Consider the following 18,547-nt stretch of genomic DNA (forward strand, 5'->3'; position numbering starts at 1 on the left):
AAGGAGAATCTAAATTTGATTTCGAATAAAAAGTAAGCTTCCATAGTAAAGAGTAAGAATCTTTAATATAGGATAGATTATAGAAATTCAGGTTTTTTCTGATGTCAAATAAAACACAGACCGATAATGATAAAAAAAACAATGCTTTTATTGCTTTTAGCAATAACAATAAATTCATGTATGGAAAAAAAGTATGAGTGGTCAGCAAGTATTTCTGCACCAAGAGAGTATCCTGTAGAAGTGTACACAGGAGCAGCAGGAGGTTATTTTTTTAGCCAAATGGGAGGATTTAGTAACACTGGTTGGGGAGGCGGAGTAGGCGACAACAGCATAAAGGCTACTTTACCCGAGAATCTCGATATGACATGGTTGTCGTATATCGATAATAAATTTTATACTGGCGAGTGGAAACTCCCTACAGAAAAAATACAACAGCTATTTGATGAGGGTTTTCATTCCAGACCAGACTCTGATTCGGAAAGAGATAACTACAGTATCATAAAAATAGGCCTTGCCCCAAAAGGAATGGTGGTAGTTTGGGTTATGGGAGCAGGACACCAAGTTGAAGTAGCTCGATTTCAGGCTCATGAAACCATTATAGACCCAAAACTCATTAGTGAAGACGAAAGGTATATGTTTAGAAATGGTTATAGTCAACATAGACTGGAAAACAATTTTGTAATATCTAAAGACATTCGAGAACAGATCGAGCAATACGGTTACCCACTACCAGAGGTTTATGAGGAGTATCGTGAAAAATTCAACTGGAAACCAAAAGTGATCTTACCCGAAGGCAGTAAAATAACTTCAATGTATATTAAAATGTGTAACGGAGAAATGGAAGACCCTTATGATTTGCCCATAGATCAAAAAAACAGAGCAATTCCTTTTTCTTTTCAAATTTTCTGGTCTGTAGGCAGTGGTAAACAAGAACGAGAGTTTGTTTCTAGAATAGCTTTTACAAACGATAAAGAATATTGGGCTAAATACCTTGAAGGTGGAGAAAATGAAATTCCAGTAGATTTTGATAAAAATAAAATTAGAAAACTATTTAAAGAAGATCTTGATAAAAATAAGATCATAGAAATGGTTATAAAAATTAATCCTAATGTTGAAATAAAATCAGAGCGAGTTACTGATTTATATTTAGAACAAGATGGAAAACGATATGAGATAAAAGAAAAGGTAACAAGAACAGGTAAATACGAATAGTTATGAGCGTTATATTTGGAAATTATACTCCTCCTAAAAAAAAAGACAAAGTTAGGAAACTAACCATCGGCATTTTTTCTGATGTCAAATAAAACACAGACCGATAATGATAAAAAAAACAATGCTTTTATTGCTTTTAGCAATAACAATAAATTCATGTATGGAAAAAAAGTATGAGTGGTCAGCAAATATTGCTGCACCAAGAGAATATCCTGTAGAAGTGTACACAGGAGCAGTTGGAGGTTATTTTTTTAGCCAAATGGGAGGATTTCGTAACTCTGGTTGGGGTGGCTCAGGTAGTATAAATTTTATTAAAGCGCCCTTACCTGATAAGCTTGATATGACATGGTTGTCGTATGTTGATGATAAATTTTATACAGGCGAATGGAAACTCCCTACAGAAAAAATACAACAGCTATTTGATGAGGGTTTTTATGCTAAAAGAGGAGAAGAAGGAGTAACAGAGCCTTATGAATATATAAAAATTGGCTTAGCTCCAAAAGGAATGGTAGTAGTTTGGGTTGCCGGAATTACAAAACAAGTTGAAGTAGCTCGATTTCAGGCTCATGAAACCATTATAGACCCGAAACTTATTAGCAAGGATGAGAAGTATATGTTTAGAAATGGTTATAGTCAACATAGATTGGAAAACAATTTTGTAATATCTAAAGACATTCGAGAACAAATCAAGCAATACGGTTACCCACCACCAGAGGCTTATGAGGAGTATCGTGAAAAATACAACTGGAAACCAAAAGTGATCTTACCCGAAGGTAGCAAAATAACCTCAATGTATATTAAAATGTGTAACGGAGAAATGGAAGATCCGTATGATAGACCAATAGACCAAAAAAACAGGGCAATTCCTTTTTCTTTTCAAATTTTCTGGTCAATAGGAAGCGGAAAGCAAGAACAGCGATTTGTATCAAGAATAGCTTTTACACACGATAAAGAATATTGGGCAAAATATCTTGAAGGTGGAAAGAATGAAATTCCAGTAGATTTTGATAAAAATCAAATTAGAAAATTGTTTAAAGAAGATCTTGATAAGAATAAGGCTGTCGAGTTGGTTATAAAAATTGATCCGAATGTTGAGATAAAATCAGAGCGAGTTACTGATTTATATTTAGAACAAGATGGAAAACGATATGAGATAAAAGAAAAGGTAACAAGAACAGGTAAATACGAATAATTATGAGCGTTATATTCGGACATTATACGCCACCTAAAAAAAAGACAAAGTTAGGAAACTAACCATCGGCATTTTTTCTGATGTCAAATAAAACACAGACCGATAATGACAAAAAAAACAATGCTTTTATTGCTTTTAGCAATAACAATAAATTCATGTATGGAAAAAAAGTATGAGTGGTCAGCAAATATTGCTGCACCAAGAGAATATCCTGTAGAAGTGTACACAGGAGCAGTTGGAGGTTATTTTTTTAGCCAAATGGGAGGATTTCGTAACTCTGGTTGGGGCGGCTCAGGTAGTATAAATTTTATTAAAGCGCCCTTACCTGATAAGCTTGATATGACATGGTTGTCGTATGTTGATGATAAATTTTATACAGGCGAATGGAAACTCCCTACAGAAAAAATACAACAGCTATTTGATGAGGGTTTTTATGCTAAAAGAGGACAAGAAGCAGAAACAGAGCCTTATAAATATATAAAAATTGGATTTGCTCCAAAAGGAATGGTAGTAGTTTGGGTTGCCGGAATTACAAAACAAGTTGAAATAGCTCGTTTTCAAGCTCATGAAACAATTATTAACCCCAAACTTATTAGCAAAGATGAGAAGTATATGTTTAGAAATGGTTATAGTCAACATAGATTGGAAAACAATTTTGTAATATCTAAAGACATTCGAGAACAAATCAAGCAATACGGTTACCCACCACCAGAGGCTTATGAGGAGTATCGTGAAAAATACAACTGGAAACCAAAAGTGATCTTACCCGAAGGCAGTAAAATAACTTCTATGTATATTAAAATGTGTAATGGAGAAATGGAAGATCCGTATGATAGACCAATAGACCAAAAAAACAGGGCAATCCCTTTTTCTTTTCAAATATTCTGGTCTGTAGGCAGTGGTAAACAAAAACAAGAGTTTGTTTCTAGAATAGCTTTTACACACGATAAAGAATATTGGGCAAAATATCTTGAAGGTGGAGAAAATGAAATTCCTGTGGATTTTGATAAAAATCAAATTAGAAAGTTGTTTAAAGAAGATCTTGATAAAAATAGGGCTACAGAATTGGTTATAAAAATTGATCCAACAAAAGGAGATGATGATAAATGGGTAACTAATTTTTACATAGAGCAATTTGAGAAAAAATATAATTTAAACCAAATCTGTCAAGATTCGGGTAAATACGAATAGTTATGAGCGTTATATTTGGACATTATACTCCTCCTAAAAAAAAGACAAAGTTAGGAAACTAACCATCGGCATTTTTTCTTATGTCAAATAAAACACAGACCGATAATGATAAAAAAAACAATGCTTTTATTGCTTTTAGCAATAACAATAAATTCATGTATGGAAAAAAAGTATGAGTGGTCAGCAAGTATCTCTGCACCAAGAGAATATCCTATAGAAGTGTACACAGGGGCAGCAGGAGGTTACTTTTTTAGCCAAATGGGAGGATTTAGTAATTCTGGCTGGGGTGGCTGGGGTAGTGTAGATTTTATAAAAGCGCCCTTGCCAGATAGACTTGATATGACATGGTTGTCGTATGTCGATGATAAATTTTATACAGGCGAATGGAAACTCCCTACAGAAAAAATACAACAGCTATTTGATGAGGGTTTTTATGCTAAAAGAGGAGAAGAAGCAGTAACAGTGCCTTATAAATATATAAAAATTGGCTTTGCTCCAAAAGGAATGGTAGTAGTTTGGGTTGCCGGAAATGGAAGGCAAGTAGAAGTAGCTCGATTTCAGGCTCATGAAACCATTATAGACCCGAAACTTATTAGCAAAGACGAGAAGTATATGTTTAAAGAGGACTATGCGAAAAGGGCTCTAACTTACGATGGTACTATATCTAAAGACATTCGAGAACAGATTAAGCAATACGGTTACCCACCACCAGAGGTTTATGAGGAATATCGTGAAAAATACAACTGGAAACCCAGAGTAATTTTACCTGAAGGCAGTAAAATAACTTCAATGTATATTAAAATGTGTAACGGAGAAATTGAAAATCCGTATGATAGACCAATAGAGCTAAAAAATAGAGCAATTCCTTTTTCTTTTGAAATATTCTGGTCTGTAGGCAGTGGCAAACAAGAACAAGAGTTTGTTTCTAGAATAGCTTTTACCCACGATAAAGAATATTGGGCAAAGTATCTTGAAGGTGGAGAGGATGAAATTCCAGTAGATTTTGATAAAAATCAAATTAGAAAATTGTTTAAAGAAGATCTTGATAAAAATAAGGCTGTAGAATTGGTTATAAAAATTGATCCAACAAAAGGAGATGATGATAAATGGGTAACTAATTTTTATGTAGAGCAATTTGAGAAAACATATAATTTAAACCAAATCTGTCAAGATTCGGGTAAATACGAATAGTTATGAGCGTTATATTTGGAAATTATACTCCTCCTAAAAAAAAGATAAAGTTACGGAACTAACCATCGGTATTTTTTTTGATGGTACCAATAACAATAAAAACAACACCAATGCCAAAGAGTATTATGATAAAAGGTCTAGGGGTGAAAAATTAACACCTGAAGAAACCATTTCTGCAGAAGCATATCGAAAAAGCGGACAAGGCAAAACCAGTAGTAGCTATTATAATGCCTGGTCTAATGTTGCACGGCTTCATGATGCTTATCCTAAAAATTTGGCTGTATATGTTGATGGTATTGGCACGGAGGCTGAAAAAGGAGACTCCCCATTAGGGGCCGGTTTTGGAACAGGTTTTATTACCAGTGGCACAGGCATATTAGGAAAAGTACAAGAAGGCTGTGAAAAGTTAGCTGAGAAAGTAGCTGAAAAAGTAGCTGAAAAAGTAGCTGAAAAAAGTAAAAATAACAAAGTAAAAATACTTAATTTAGATGTTTTTGGTTTCAGTCGAGGTGCAGCAGCAGCCCGAGTTTTTTTGGATGAAATTGAGAAAAGATCAGATCTATCGGCTGTTAAATTTAAAAATAAAAGAGGTTATTTTGGGTATTATTTAGCCAAAGACAATATCACGATAGATGTGGTAAGAGTTCGTTTTCTAGGTCTTTTTGATACTGTGTCTTCTTACTCGCCAGGAATAAGTGTTAATCCAGATTTTGATAATGATGCAACCGAAATAGAACTAAACAATCTATCTCGGGCAAAAACAGTCATGCACTTTACCGCTGCTGATGAACATAGAGCCAATTTTTCGCTTACCAAAACAAGAGTTGGAAAAGAAAGAGAATTTCCTGGTGTGCATTCTGATGTTGGCGGAAGTTACAATGATGGTGCTGAACTAGTAAAGGTTATTGAGAAAAATTTTAAGGACGAACTAAAAGAATTTTCAAAGAAACTAATAGCAGAGTCTTGGTATTTAGAAAACCAATTAGAGGTTTCTTTTTTTGGACCAAAGCATGAACTTAAAGGCACACGAGAGTTAAGCAAAAACTACAGTTACATCCCATTGCATTTTATGGCAGAATCAGCCATAGCAACACAAAAAGTTCCGTTTAAAATAGATAAAATAGAAATTGATAAATATAGCATTACTAACGATGCCTTGCTTATGCGGGTGAAAAAGCGTTTGCGAGAGTATGTTTTAGGTGATGGTGAGCCTTACACATTTAAATGGTTTGGAGCAATTCATGAAAAGTATAAAGGGGTAAAAGCTGGTGATAAACAGTTTGTAGCTTACCAGCAAGAGTTACAAGAGCAAAAAGATTTGCGAAAACTACGTAATGAATACTTACATTGGTCTGCAGACAATGGATCTCTCGGTATGAAACCAGCAAAAGATAGGATACGTGAAAATTTATAAATTATCCAATCAACAAAATTTGTAAAAACAGAAAAGTAATAATTAAAAATGACTATCCTTTAATCGTAGCGATAAATGGACAATAACAACAAAGAACACAATCCTGATAGTTATCGAAATTCGCAAAGTTCGCAAAGCCTGATCGATAAGCTTTGCGAACTTTGCGCTTTTAAACTTTGCGGGCTTTGCGGTAAAAAAAACGGCTCAACTTTATAACTTCACGATTAAACCAAAATTAAGCCCCACAACAAACAAAATTAAGCTTCAAGAACTCTAACACAAGCTTCTTCTATTTGCGCATCAGAGAACGGCTCAAGTGCCTTTACCAACATCTTACATGTTTTGATACAACCTATCATTTTAGTTCGCAGATCGAGGTCATCACCAAGTTCTGTTTTGAGGATATCTTCAAAAATTTCCGCTAAATAATCTGGTTGATCTCTAAACTCTCCTTCGAACCAAAGTTCTGAAAGGAATTTTGCTACAGCTACCATTACCTCATCATGATGCGATACAGTATAATTTTCTTTTTGCATATTTATATTTTTTGCTTTTAAATACTACTTGTCCGAAAAATTGTATTTTTGTTTAACAAATTGCAATTAAACAATAAATTATACTGCTTCAAAACATTCAAAATTGTATCCAACCAAGACAAGCTTGTGTTTTACCATGCAGATAATTTATCAAGAATTTTAAATATCTTTGAACCATGAGCACAGTAACAAAACCAAAACATATTGGAAGAAATATAAGCCGAATCAGAGAGCTTAGAGGAATGAAACAAGAAGCACTTGCAATAGCAATTGGCATAAGCCAGCAATCTATTTCTAATATTGAAGGAAGCGAAATTGTTGATGACGAAAAACTTCAAAAAATCGCTGAAGTATTAGGAGTTTCAGCTGAAGCAATTAAAAACTTTTCAGATGAAGCAGTTTTAAACATTATAGGAAATACATTGCATGATGGCAGTTTTATTAATGGAAATGCATACAACTGCACATTCAATCCTCTTGACAAAGTTGTAGAACTTTATGAGCGTTTGGTTTTGGCTGAAAAAGAGAAAGTGGAGTATTTAGAAAAGTTGTTGAAAGGAAAATAATTCTTTGTAGAAGTATATTATTGTCAATAAAAGAAAGATTCTTCCCCACCCCTTCTTTAAACCAAAAAAAAGCGTTGCAATTAATTGCAACGCTTTTCGTTTTATTAAAACTTCTCATATTTTTAATTCTGTCGAATTCGATGGAATTAAAAAATTACATTTATTTGTTTTTCTTTTTAGCATCTTTTAGTACTTTTTTATCATCACTATCTAACTTCCGTTGTATTTTTTTAACATCCTCATCCTTAGGAAGATTCTCAGGCACAATCCCTCTTTGTGTAAGCATGTTTCTTACTGCTTTATTATTTTCAATATGTTCACTTTCGATCTTGTTTTGGCCTTTTAAATCTTTACTCTGTACATTTAAACCAGTCATTTCTGCTGCCAAATCCTTAGCTTTGATACTTATTGTAGGCAAAAAATCAGCAACTGGTCTATTATCCGGAATTCCCATTTTCTTCTTAAGTTGCAATGTTGATAAACGAAACAATGCCTGATCTCCTTTAGAACGTATTATTCCAAAACCTTTATTATCAACACCGCGCTCAAATAATATTCCAGAAAGCTGTTTTTCAGTTTGAGTAAGTTTTTCTCTTGCTTTTACTCTTTCAAATTCCAATAAACGTTGCTCAATTACTTCTGCCCTTCTTGTTTGAACAGCAAAATAATTTTGAGCAAAAGCAATTTGTTCTTTACGACTGTCTCCATTCTGAGCAATTAAATAACAAGCATAACGAGTTAGCGCAATATCATCAATAGAATGCTGAGCACCTTTTCCTGCTTCTATCACCTTCCCGACATCAGGAAAGTGATTATTGACATCTTCTCCTGCATTTGCACAAGCGTCTTTTGCTTTTTTAATAACCTTATCAAAATTTTCCCATTTACTATACCCTAATAATTTTTGCAATTCTCTTGCACTCCAACATTCAACTCCTTCTATGTTTGATGTAACTTCTTCAAATTGTCGAAAAAGATCTATAATTTCCTGACTTTTCATGCTTACTTACTTTTATGTATTTACGTAATAAAAATGGCTAAATCTAAATAATTGATGCTCTCTCATTGCAATACTCTAGAAAAAACATTTAATATATAATGATTTCAAATATACATTTTATCTAAACAATTAATTCATTAAGGACATATTTAAAAAGAAAAGCGCTACAATTACTTGCAACGCTTTTTTTATAGTTTGAGAACCCGATTAAACTTAAACCCCTAGTTTTTTAGCGATTTCAGCAGGTATTCCGCCTTTATTTACCAATAGAGCAGTAGTTTTATACTTCACGAAGTTTTTGGTCACAAACAAGAAGCCTTTATAGTCATTTGTTTCTCCCCAAGAATTTTTAACGATATAGTATTCTTTACCTGTTTGATCTTTGGCTAAACCAATAATATGCATTCCGTGATCATCGGTTGTTGTATAATTATCAAAAGCAGTCTGACGCATTTCGGCAGTAATTTCTGGCTCTGCTTTTGGTCCATTAAACATGTCTGCTTTTTCATCGGCTGTCATATCATCGAACTTTTTATTCGCTACATATGCAACTCCGTTTTTCCAGCTAAAGCTTTTTTCACTTACATCTGTAGCCCAAGCAACTGTATATCCTTTTTTCAAAGCATTATCAATAACATCTGTCATATCATTTACTTTTACATTATATACTTGATCTAATGACCAGTTGTCTGGAACCATCATAGTTGTTTTTTGATAATATGGAGAAGTAGTAAATGAAGACAACTCTACATATTCGTCAGGATTAATTCCTACAACCTCTTTAGCAAATGATTGTGGTGTATAGTTTTTTCCTTTGTAAGTAAAGTTTTCCGGCACTTTTCCTAAGTAAGAATCAATAACAGCAGCATATGCTTTTTGCCAGTTTGGTGTTAATTCTCCGTTTGGATTTTTAACTACAGCTGTTAAAACTCCTTCGATAAGAGCTCCCATTTCTGCAAATTTATTTTTGTCTGTTCCATAGTTTAGTCCTGTATAAACTTCTCTAGGCACAGTTCCGTATTTTTTGTACATATTAATAACATCATGCAAAGCTCCACCATCACCTAAAGTAATTGCTCCGTGCATACGTACATAATTTACCCCTTTGTCTACATAAACATTTCTTGCAGAAAAAATCTGAGACAATTCTACAGGTTGTTTTCCTAAACGAATCATTTCAGACTCAAGGAATGAGTTTGTAGAATAACTCCAGCATGTTCCAGATGATCCTTGCGCTTTTACCGATGTTGTCCCTAAGTTAATTACTTCGGTAAATTTGAAGTTCTCTTTACTTTTTTCGCTAGCGTTTAATTTAAGTGAATTTACTAATACGTCTTGCGCAAAACAGCCACTCACTCCTACCATAAAGGCAGATGCGGCGAATACCGATTTCATTGAAAATTTGTACATAATAATTATTTAATGATTTTGATAAATTAGTAGTGATAATTTATTTTTTGTTACAAAACAATTAAATATAAAACAGATTGTTTAGAATTAAACCGTTAATATTTCTATAATTTTTTTGTTAAGGCGTAAAAGATTACAAAACGCTTTTTATTATTTTATTAAATAAAGTAGTAATTTGGTTGCTGTAATTTCAAGTAACAATCCTAAAAATGTACGAACTCGAAAAAGAGAAATACTTAGGCAATACCAAAAAAATCTTTAACAATACACAAGGGATTGCAGTTATAGAAACGGAATATCAGAGTAAGGTCTTTGAAGGCTGGCATTCTCATGATAATGCCCACATAACTCTTTTCCTAAAAGGTGGTACATCCGAAAGAAGAAAAAACTCAAGTAAAGCTGTTACTTCAGGCTCGTTATTATTTTATCATAGCGATGAATTACACCTAAATCAGAATACACTTTTCCCTTCTAAAAACATCAATATTGAGATCGAAGAAAATCTAATTAAGGAACTACAGCTTAGCGAAGCTATAATCGAAAAATCAGTACAAAATACTACGCTTACCAAATTTTTGATTCTTAAGATTTTTAAAGAATCTTTGATTTCGGATACATTTTCTGCCGACACAATTAATATGCTATTTGTACAATTAGCCAACTCACATTCTCATTTAGAAAAATTTGAAAAAAGTCCGTTTTGGGTCAAAAGCCTTAATGAATTATTAAACGACTGCTGGAACGAAAACCCTAACCTACAAGATTTAGCACAGGTTTTGAACTTAAACCCCATTACAATTTCTAAACATTTTTCCAGGTATTTTGGTTGCACTTTGGGAGAATATATGCGACGAATCAAAATAAATCGTTCCCTTACACTTATAGAATCCAACCAAAGCAATCTCACCGAAATTGGTTTTCAATGTGGTTTTGCTGATCAGAGTCATTTTACAAGAACCTTTAAAAGTCAAACTGGTTTTTTACCCAAACAATTTCAAAAATTATAAGACAGGCAAATTTCATTCTATTTTTTGGTTTTACTACTGCATACTTTTGCTCCAACTTAACTTTTAAACCAAAAAAAATGAATAGCCTGACTACAAAACAAAAATTTTTTAATTCCCCAATAATCAAAATAATCCTCTCTCTGCTTGTATGCATTCTTATAGTCAACATAGGACAAGAAATTGCAAAAAAATTACTGAACTTTACATCTCTAGACAAAAGCTACAGAAATCTTCTCAAGGGCATTATCGTTTCTATCTTAGCAATAGGCAGCTACACTCTTTTCTTTAAATATTATGAAAAAAGAAAAATAACTGAATTATCTACCAACAGACTTGCTCGTAATTTAATTCTCGGAACTTTAATTGGCGCGATTCTTCAGTCTCTCACTATTTTAATTATTTATTTAAATGGAGGTTATTTTGTTGCTTCTATAAATCCTTTTTCATTTATTATAATCCCACTTACTGTAGCCTTCACAACTGCTATTCTTGAAGAGATATTAATTCGTGGTATTGTTTTTAGACTAATTGAAGAAAAGCTAGGAAGTTATTATGCTTTACTTATTTCTGCAACTCTATTTGGAGCATTGCATTTACCGAATCAAGGCAGCACGTTTCTTTCTGCATTAAGCATTGCCATTGAAGCTGGTTTGTTACTTGGTGCTGCTTTTATGTATAGTCGCAATTTATGGTTTCCAATTGCATTACATTTTGCTTGGAATTTTATGCAATCAGGATTCTATGGTGCGATAACATCTGGAAACGAAAAAACTAATAGTTTACTGATTAGCAAAATTCAAGGTTCAGAATTAATAACCGGAGGAGAATTTGGCCCAGAAGGCAGTATTCAAGCAATCCTATTTTGTCTTATTGCTACAATTCTATTACTCGTTTTATGCCATAAAGAGAACAAAATAATCCCTCCTTATTGGAAAAACAAATTAAGATAAAGATCTGTATAATTTTAATTTAACTTTCCCTTTCATAAAATTGACTTGCATTTTTAAGATCAATATTCTCTTAAAAACTTCTTATTCCTTATACATAAAAAATGATTAAGCCTATCTTATAAAAGATAAGCTTAATCATTCTCTACTATGATTTATAGTATTCTTTAATTTTCAGCAACTAATCCCGGAGGGAATCCAGCTAAAATTTTCTTAACAGAAGAGTTTATAAATTCATCTGGATTATCTGGTCTTTTATCAAATTCGGTATTACCGATTCCTTGCCAAACTAATTTTTGTGTTTTAGAAGACACTATATCGATTATCAAAGATCCATCAACATAATCGTACGTATTGTACCTTGTTGTACCACTTACCATACCACCACCCCAATATCCATACGGACGATACATTCCGCCATATCCGTAGAAATCAGAATTTGATGTAACCTGTTTTTTGTCTTTTAAAATCGTAACCGCATTAACTTTCAAATCAGGATTGCTAGTCACTTCTTTAAATCCTTTGTTAATCATTTCGACACGAATTGCATTTGTAACTCGATCTGCGTTTAACTGACTCATTTGGCCCTCTTGTGCCTTTAAGTCATAAACTGCAAATGTTTTATACTGCGAAAAATCAACTGATCGATCGTAATCGTTTGTAACTTTTACCGTTGGACCACAGCTGTAAATTAAACCCAATATCATGATTGGGAGTATAAATAAGGCTTTTCTTCTTGTATTCATTTTATTAAATTTTAAAGTGATTATTAAAAAAATTAGTAAGCTATTAAACTCTTAAATAAATGATCAAACTGTCAGATGAAAGGGGGATTCCTGCTTAAAATACTTGTTTTATAGGTATAAATATTCACAGCTATTTGTGGTATTTTGATTAAAGATAAATTATTTTATCTAATTAGTAAGAATAAAACCGAATAAATATTCGCTATAACAAACTGAATTAGGAGTAATTACCCTAAAGATAAAGACACAAAAAAGTCCCATAAAATGAATTTTACAGGACTCTTGATATTTACAACGATACTTTATTTACTCCCTAACAAAAGAAGCTCGGTTATAACAACTTCTGTTATAAAGCGTTTTTCACCATTTTTATCATCATAGCTTCGATGAGTTAACTTTCCTTCGATTGCAACTTCCTTACCTTTAACGACATATTTCTCGATAATTTCGGCAGTTTTTCCCCAAGCAACAAGACGATGCCATTCTGTTTGTTCTACCTTTTCTCCCTTGTCATTGGTATACCTTTCATTTGTAGCAATTACTAAATTGGCTAACTTTTTACCTCCATCAAGGTCTTTAATTTCTGGATCGTTTCCTACGTTTCCTACTAACTGTACTTTGTTTCTTAATGTACCCATGGCTTATACTATTTAAATGGTTATATATATTATTGAAATCACCCTGAAATCAACAAGGCAAAGATGCGACATGAGGCTATCCTTATTCGGTTGATAACTATTTACTTTCGACTGTAACTACTTGTAAACGTTTGTAAATGGGAATAATTCATTATATTTGAGGAAAATCGCACATTATGCAGGCAAAAATCAACAAAGTAGAATTACGAAATTTAGAATTTGAAGATTATAAACAGCTAAAGAATTCTATGGTAGAATCTTATCCTGCAATGGCCGACTCTTACTGGAGAGTGGAGCATATTGAGAAACTACTTGAGATTTTCCCTGAAGGCCAATTGGTTATTCTTGTAGATGGAAAAGTTGTTGGATCTGCATTATCACTAATTGTAGATGAAAAGCTAGTTGACAAAAAGCATAATTATCTTCAGATTGTAGGCAACTATACATTTTCGACTCACAATAAAAATGGGGAGATTTTATATGGTATTGATGTCTTTATTCATCCCAATTACCGTGGTTTGCGTTTAGGAAGACGTTTATATGATGCCAGAAAAGAATTATGTGAGCAACTGAACTTGAAAGCTATTGTTTTTGCTGGCAGAATTCCTAATTATGCACAACATGCTAAGAAATTATCTCCAAAAAATTATATCGATAAGGTAAAACATAAAGAATTACACGATCCTGTGCTTTCGTTTCAGTTAAGCAATGATTTTCACGTTATCCGAATCATGAAGAATTATTTGGAAGGTGATGAAGCTTCGATGGAATTTGCTGTTTTACTAGAATGGAATAATGTTTATTATGATGAAAGCCCTAAGTTAATCAATCTGGACAAAAGCATTATCCGACTTGGATTAATACAATGGCAGATGCGCCAATTAAACAATATTGAAGCTCTTTTTGAACAATCGGAGTTTTTTATAGATGTCGTTTCAGGTTACGGAAGTGATTTTGCTTTATTCCCTGAACTTTTTATTGCGCCACTTATGGCCGATTACAACCATTTGTCTGAAGCTGAAGCTATACGAGAATTAGCCAGACACTCGGATCCTATTCGCAAACGTTTCCAGGAATTTGCTATTTCCTACAATATCAATATTATTACCGGTAGTATGCCTTATATGGAAAACGGTAATTTATACAATGTTGGTTTTTTGTGTAAACGTGACGGAACATCTGAGATGTATAGCAAAATTCACATAACTCCCAACGAAGTACAACATTGGGGTATGAAAGGCGGCTCTGAAATTAGAACCTTTGATACTGATTGTGGTAAAATTGGGATTTTAATTTGTTATGATGTTGAATTCCCTGAGGTTTCCAGAATCATGTCTGATGAAGGTATGAACATTTTGTTTGTTCCTTTCTTAACTGATACTCAAAATGCCTATATCAGGGTAAAACATTGTGCGCAAGCTCGAGCTATCGAAAATGAATGTTATGTTGCTATTGCTGGTTGTGTTGGTAATTTACCTAAAGTGAACAATATGGATATTCAATATGCTCAGGCTGCCGTTTTTACACCTTCGGACTTTGCGTTTCCTAGCAACGGAATAAAAGCCGAAGCGACACCCAATACAGAAATGACCCTGATTGTTGATGTAGATTTAGATTTACTGAAAGACATTCACGAACATGGTAGCGTTCGAATTTTGAAAGACCGCCGACATGATTTATATGAAGTTAAAAAATTAAATCCTTGAGAATATCAAGATGCGAGAAATAAGAAAACCATTAACCCTCATTAGCCCTGATAGAGCCGATATCCTCGCAACGTAGTGTAGAGATAAAGGCGAAAGCAGGAACAATGTAAACAAATAAAAACTATTATTTCGCTCAAAATAACTGAAAAGATTAAGCATAATTAGTAGTAAAAAAAAGTAAATCCATGAGAAAATGCTTGGAATGCGCTGAAAAAATTGTAGGTCGAGAGGATAAGAAATTCTGCTCCGACAACTGCCGTAATGCTTATAATAACAAAATAAACAAAGACAGTACTAACTTTATGCGCAACGTAAACAACAAATTACGAAAAAATTACCGCATATTATCGGAACTTAATCCAGAAGGAAAAACAAATACAACAAGAAGTAAAATGCTTAGTAAAGGATTTGATTTTGAATTTTTTACTAATATTCTTGAAACCAAAACCGGAAACACCTACTATTTTTTATATGATCAAGGATACCGTTCTTTGGAGAACGATTATTTTATGCTTGTTAAGAAAGAACTTTAGCCACCAAATACCACATGAAAAAAAACATCCATTCCGTCTTATCCATTCTAGTCATTATTGCTGTACTAGCTTTTATTTATATAACCCTCAAACCTCAATGGGTTTCTAAGGGAGAAGAAGCACTTGCCGAGTTTTCGACCGACAGGGCTTTGACTCATGTAAAAGAAATTGCTCAAAAACCCCATTATGTTGGTTCGGCAAATCATGAAATAGTTGCGCAGTATATAGAATCGGAATTAAAAGAACTTGGACTTGAGACTTCTGTTCAAGAAGGTTTCACGATGAGCGACTGGGGAAATCTGGTTAAATCTAAAAACATCATGGCTCGCATTAAAGGGTCTAATAACACCAAAGCTTTACTATTGATCTCGCACTACGATAGCGCCCCTCATTCGGCTTCTCATGGCGCAAGCGATGACGCATCGGGCGTAGCAACTATTTTAGAAGGAGTTCGTGCTTTTTTATACAGCAAGGAGAAACACAAAAATGATATTATTATCCTTTTTACTGATGCCGAAGAACTAGGTTTAAACGGCGCTGCACTTTTTGTAACACAACATCAATGGGCTAAGGACGTTGGTTTGGTAATAAATTTTGAAGCTCGTGGAACATCTGGGCCTAGCTACATGCTTATGGAAACCAACAGCGGAAACGCTAAGCTGGTTAAAGAATTTGCAGAAGCAAAAACAACTTACCCAGTATCAAACTCTCTTATGTATAGCATATACAAGATGCTTCCTAACGATACCGATCTGACCGTTTTTAGAGAACAAGGCGATATTCAGGGATTTAATTTTGCTTTTATAGACGATCATTTTAACTATCATACCCAACAAGATGATCTTGCACATTTAAACAAAACTAGCCTTACACATCAGGGTAGCTACTTAATGCCGTTGATGAAATATCTTTCGAATACTGACTTAAATAAAGCTCCAACTACTGAAGACTTTGTTTATTTTACAGTTCCGTTTACATTTATAAATTATCCTTTTGCATGGGTTTTACCAATGACTCTTATTGCATTAGGTCTTTTTGTATTATTAATTTTTATAGGAAAAGCTAAAAGGATTATCACTTTCAGCGAAATATTTAGAGGCTTTGTTCCTTTACTTGGGGCAATTGCTATTGCTGGTATTGTTACTTTTTTAGGATGGAAAATCATATTACAAATTTACCCTCAGTACAATGACTTACTAAACGGATTTACCTATAATGGTCATCTCTATATTGCCGCTTTTGTATTACTAACAATTGCCATTTGCTTTGCATTTTACAACAGTTTCTCTGATGCAAAGTTGACAATGAATCATTTTATCTCACCATTATTTTTATGGATAGTTATTAATTCAATACTGGCATATAGTTTAAGAGGTGCTGGTTTCTTGATTATTCCTGTTTACTTCGGATTGTTTTTATTTGCAATTTATGTAGTTACACAAAAAGCAAATCTGATAATCAGTCTTTTATTTGGCATTCCTACTTTATTGATTATTGCACCATTTATTCACATGTTCCCAATAGGTTTAGGATTGAAAGTGCTTTTTGGAAGTGCTATTCTGACTGTTCTAACCTTCGGATTATTACTCCCTGTTTTTGGTTCATTTCTAAAAAAAGGAATTTGGGCACTGATCTTTTTTGTAGCTTCTATTGGATGTTTTGCTTGGGGAGGTTATACTTCTGGTTATGAAAACGGAAAAGCAAAATCGAATAGTTTATTATACATCTACAATGCAGATAATAATACTTACAAATGGGCAACCTACGATGTTAACCTAGACGAATGGACTAAAAAATATTTAGGTCAGGAGCCAAAAGATGCCATTGCTTTAAACGACCTTCCTCTATTTAGTAAATACAGCTCTGGATTTACCTATAGTGCTGATGCTCCAAAAATAACATTATCTAAACCTACCGTTAGCTTTCTTTTAGATAGTGTAAGAGGAAATACGAGGTATTTAAAAATTAAAATTACACCTAACAGAAACGTAAATCGTTATGACATTTTTGGTAGCACAAAAATGGATTTCAATAATTTTAAAGCAAATGGAGCTGCTCCGCTTGGAGAGAAAGGGAATAAATTGAAACGTAAAGGTGCTAAAATATTGAGTTATTATGTTATTAATAACGAACCACTTATTATGCAATTTAATATCGATGCTAAATCTGTTTTTGACATGACTTTGATAGAGAGCTCATTTGACTTATTGACCAACCCGTTGCTAAATGTTAGCAAAAGAGCTTCTTGGATGATGCCAACTCCTTTTGTATTAAATGATGCTGTTGTTATTAGAGAAAAAATAAAACCTACGAAAGTCGTTTTAGATTCTACTCCTACTGCAACAGTTGCTAAAGACAGCCTGAATGTTGCAAATGACAGTTTGAGACCAAGCCCAATTGTAGTACCATAATCTGATTTAAAAAACATAATGACAAAGATTAGCATTTTAGGTTGCGGATGGCTTGGATCTCCGTTAGCGAAAGCAATAATAGCAAAAGGGTTTTCTGTAAACGGCTCTACAACCTCAACGGAGAAAATATCGAGATTAAAAGAATCTGGTATTAATCCGTTTTTAATAAATATAACTCTCAACGAAGACAATTCGCCTTTCGACAAAAATATATCACTTGAAATTGAAACTTTTTTAAACGGAAGTTCTGTTTTAATTATCGATATTCCACCCAAATTGCGTGGTGAAAACACGGAAAGTTTTGTAGATAAAATCGCATTTTTAATTCCGTTTATTGAAAAATCAACAATCGAAAAAGTGCTTTTCATAAGTTCTACTTCTGTTTATGGCGAAAGTAATTTACTAATAACTGAGCAAACTAAGCCAAACCCTGAAACAGAAAGTGGAAAACAACTATTGATTTCCGAAGCTCTCTTGCAGGACAACAACAATTTTAAGACTACTATCCTACGTTTTGGAGGTTTAATTGGTGAAGACCGAAACCCTATTAAGTTTCTAGCTGGAAAGGAAAATATTGAGAATCCTGAAGCGCCTATCAACTTCATTCATCTAGAAGACTGCATGGGGATCATCTTGAAAATAATAGAATCTAATTCATGGGATGAACTATATAATGCCGTTGCTCCTTTTCATCCTTCTCGCAAAGAATATTACACTCTAAAAGCAAAAGAAAACAATTTGCCTTTACCTAAATTCAATCATGATAATATAAGCCTCAAAAAGGTTATATCAAGCGCTAAAATTGAAAATGTACTAGGATATACTTTTACCAAAAAACCATAGGTTT

17 protein-coding genes are annotated in these 18,547 nt (G+C 33.4%); 12 read left to right on the forward strand and 5 right to left on the reverse strand.

Going from position 1 to position 18,547, the window contains the following annotated elements:
* Window positions 1-126: 126 nt before the first annotated feature.
* The 5 genes from EAG11_RS16995 to EAG11_RS17015 all read left to right on the forward strand — a co-directional run bounded on the left by EAG11_RS16995 (window position 127) and on the right by EAG11_RS17015 (window position 6,200).
* Window positions 127-1,212 carry a DUF2931 family protein gene (locus EAG11_RS16995; RefSeq protein ID WP_129540204.1) on the forward strand — a complete coding sequence of 362 codons (1,086 nt, stop codon included), beginning with the start codon at window positions 127-129 and terminating at the stop codon, window positions 1,210-1,212.
* Window positions 1,213-1,318: 106 nt separating this feature from the next.
* Complete coding sequence (locus tag EAG11_RS17000) at window positions 1,319-2,404, forward strand: DUF2931 family protein (protein ID WP_129540205.1); 1,086 nt, start codon at window positions 1,319-1,321, stop codon at window positions 2,402-2,404.
* A gap of 105 nt (window positions 2,405-2,509) precedes the next feature.
* On the forward strand, window positions 2,510-3,595 hold the full coding sequence (locus EAG11_RS17005) for a DUF2931 family protein (protein ID WP_129540206.1): 1,086 nt from the start codon (window positions 2,510-2,512) through the stop codon (window positions 3,593-3,595).
* A gap of 105 nt (window positions 3,596-3,700) precedes the next feature.
* Window positions 3,701-4,786 (forward strand): DUF2931 family protein, encoded by a 1,086-nt coding sequence (locus EAG11_RS17010; RefSeq protein WP_129540207.1) that lies wholly within the window; start codon window positions 3,701-3,703, stop codon window positions 4,784-4,786.
* A gap of 274 nt (window positions 4,787-5,060) precedes the next feature.
* Window positions 5,061-6,200, forward strand: a complete 1,140-nt coding sequence (locus tag EAG11_RS17015) for a DUF2235 domain-containing protein (protein ID WP_371414604.1) — start codon at window positions 5,061-5,063, stop codon at window positions 6,198-6,200.
* Between the two features lie 257 nt (window positions 6,201-6,457).
* On the opposite strand, the gene EAG11_RS17020 is transcribed toward EAG11_RS17015, so the two are convergent.
* A complete protein-coding gene (locus EAG11_RS17020) occupies window positions 6,458-6,736 on the reverse strand; it encodes a hypothetical protein (RefSeq protein ID WP_129540209.1) in 279 nt (92 codons plus the stop codon).
* A 176-nt stretch (window positions 6,737-6,912) separates the two neighbouring features.
* On the opposite strand from EAG11_RS17020, the gene EAG11_RS17025 reads away from it, so the two are divergent.
* On the forward strand, window positions 6,913-7,302 hold the full coding sequence (locus EAG11_RS17025; RefSeq protein ID WP_129540210.1) for a helix-turn-helix domain-containing protein: 390 nt from the start codon (window positions 6,913-6,915) through the stop codon (window positions 7,300-7,302).
* A gap of 160 nt (window positions 7,303-7,462) precedes the next feature.
* On the opposite strand, the gene dinD is transcribed toward EAG11_RS17025, so the two are convergent.
* Complete coding sequence (gene dinD / locus EAG11_RS17030; RefSeq protein ID WP_129540211.1) at window positions 7,463-8,302, reverse strand: DNA damage-inducible protein D; 840 nt, start codon at window positions 8,300-8,302, stop codon at window positions 7,463-7,465.
* Between the two features lie 213 nt (window positions 8,303-8,515).
* Complete coding sequence (locus EAG11_RS17035; RefSeq protein ID WP_129540212.1) at window positions 8,516-9,712, reverse strand: aminopeptidase C; 1,197 nt, start codon at window positions 9,710-9,712, stop codon at window positions 8,516-8,518.
* 209 nt (window positions 9,713-9,921) lie between these two features.
* On the opposite strand from EAG11_RS17035, the gene EAG11_RS17040 reads away from it, so the two are divergent.
* Complete coding sequence (locus tag EAG11_RS17040) at window positions 9,922-10,719, forward strand: AraC family transcriptional regulator (protein WP_129540213.1); 798 nt, start codon at window positions 9,922-9,924, stop codon at window positions 10,717-10,719.
* A gap of 77 nt (window positions 10,720-10,796) precedes the next feature.
* On the forward strand, window positions 10,797-11,669 hold the full coding sequence (locus EAG11_RS17045; RefSeq protein WP_129540214.1) for a CPBP family intramembrane glutamic endopeptidase: 873 nt from the start codon (window positions 10,797-10,799) through the stop codon (window positions 11,667-11,669).
* Window positions 11,670-11,833: 164 nt separating this feature from the next.
* Here EAG11_RS17045 and EAG11_RS17050 read toward each other — a convergent pair whose 3' ends face one another.
* Both EAG11_RS17050 and EAG11_RS17055 read right to left on the reverse strand, forming a co-directional pair.
* Window positions 11,834-12,412, reverse strand: a complete 579-nt coding sequence (locus tag EAG11_RS17050) for a DUF4136 domain-containing protein (RefSeq protein ID WP_129540215.1) — start codon at window positions 12,410-12,412, stop codon at window positions 11,834-11,836.
* A 302-nt stretch (window positions 12,413-12,714) separates the two neighbouring features.
* The gene (locus EAG11_RS17055; protein ID WP_129540216.1) at window positions 12,715-13,050 is read right to left on the reverse strand and encodes a single-stranded DNA-binding protein; all 336 of its coding nucleotides are present in this window, start codon (window positions 13,048-13,050) and stop codon (window positions 12,715-12,717) included.
* A gap of 176 nt (window positions 13,051-13,226) precedes the next feature.
* Between EAG11_RS17055 and EAG11_RS17060 the strand changes: the two genes are divergently transcribed.
* The 4 genes from EAG11_RS17060 to EAG11_RS17075 all read left to right on the forward strand — a co-directional run bounded on the left by EAG11_RS17060 (window position 13,227) and on the right by EAG11_RS17075 (window position 18,543).
* Complete coding sequence (locus EAG11_RS17060) at window positions 13,227-14,756, forward strand: bifunctional GNAT family N-acetyltransferase/carbon-nitrogen hydrolase family protein (protein ID WP_129540217.1); 1,530 nt, start codon at window positions 13,227-13,229, stop codon at window positions 14,754-14,756.
* Window positions 14,757-14,941: 185 nt separating this feature from the next.
* Window positions 14,942-15,289: a hypothetical protein gene (locus EAG11_RS17065; RefSeq protein WP_129540218.1), complete on the forward strand. Its 348-nt coding sequence runs from the start codon at window positions 14,942-14,944 to the stop codon at window positions 15,287-15,289.
* Window positions 15,290-15,303: 14 nt separating this feature from the next.
* Window positions 15,304-17,700 carry a M20/M25/M40 family metallo-hydrolase gene (locus EAG11_RS17070; RefSeq protein ID WP_129540219.1) on the forward strand — a complete coding sequence of 799 codons (2,397 nt, stop codon included), beginning with the start codon at window positions 15,304-15,306 and terminating at the stop codon, window positions 17,698-17,700.
* Window positions 17,701-17,718: 18 nt separating this feature from the next.
* Entirely contained in the window at window positions 17,719-18,543 is an 825-nt protein-coding gene (locus EAG11_RS17075; RefSeq protein WP_129540220.1) for an SDR family NAD(P)-dependent oxidoreductase, read from the forward strand.
* Window positions 18,544-18,547 lie beyond the last annotated feature (4 nt).

The organism is Flavobacterium sp. 140616W15, assembly GCF_003668995.1.
GTDB lineage: Bacteria > Bacteroidota > Bacteroidia > Flavobacteriales > Flavobacteriaceae > Flavobacterium.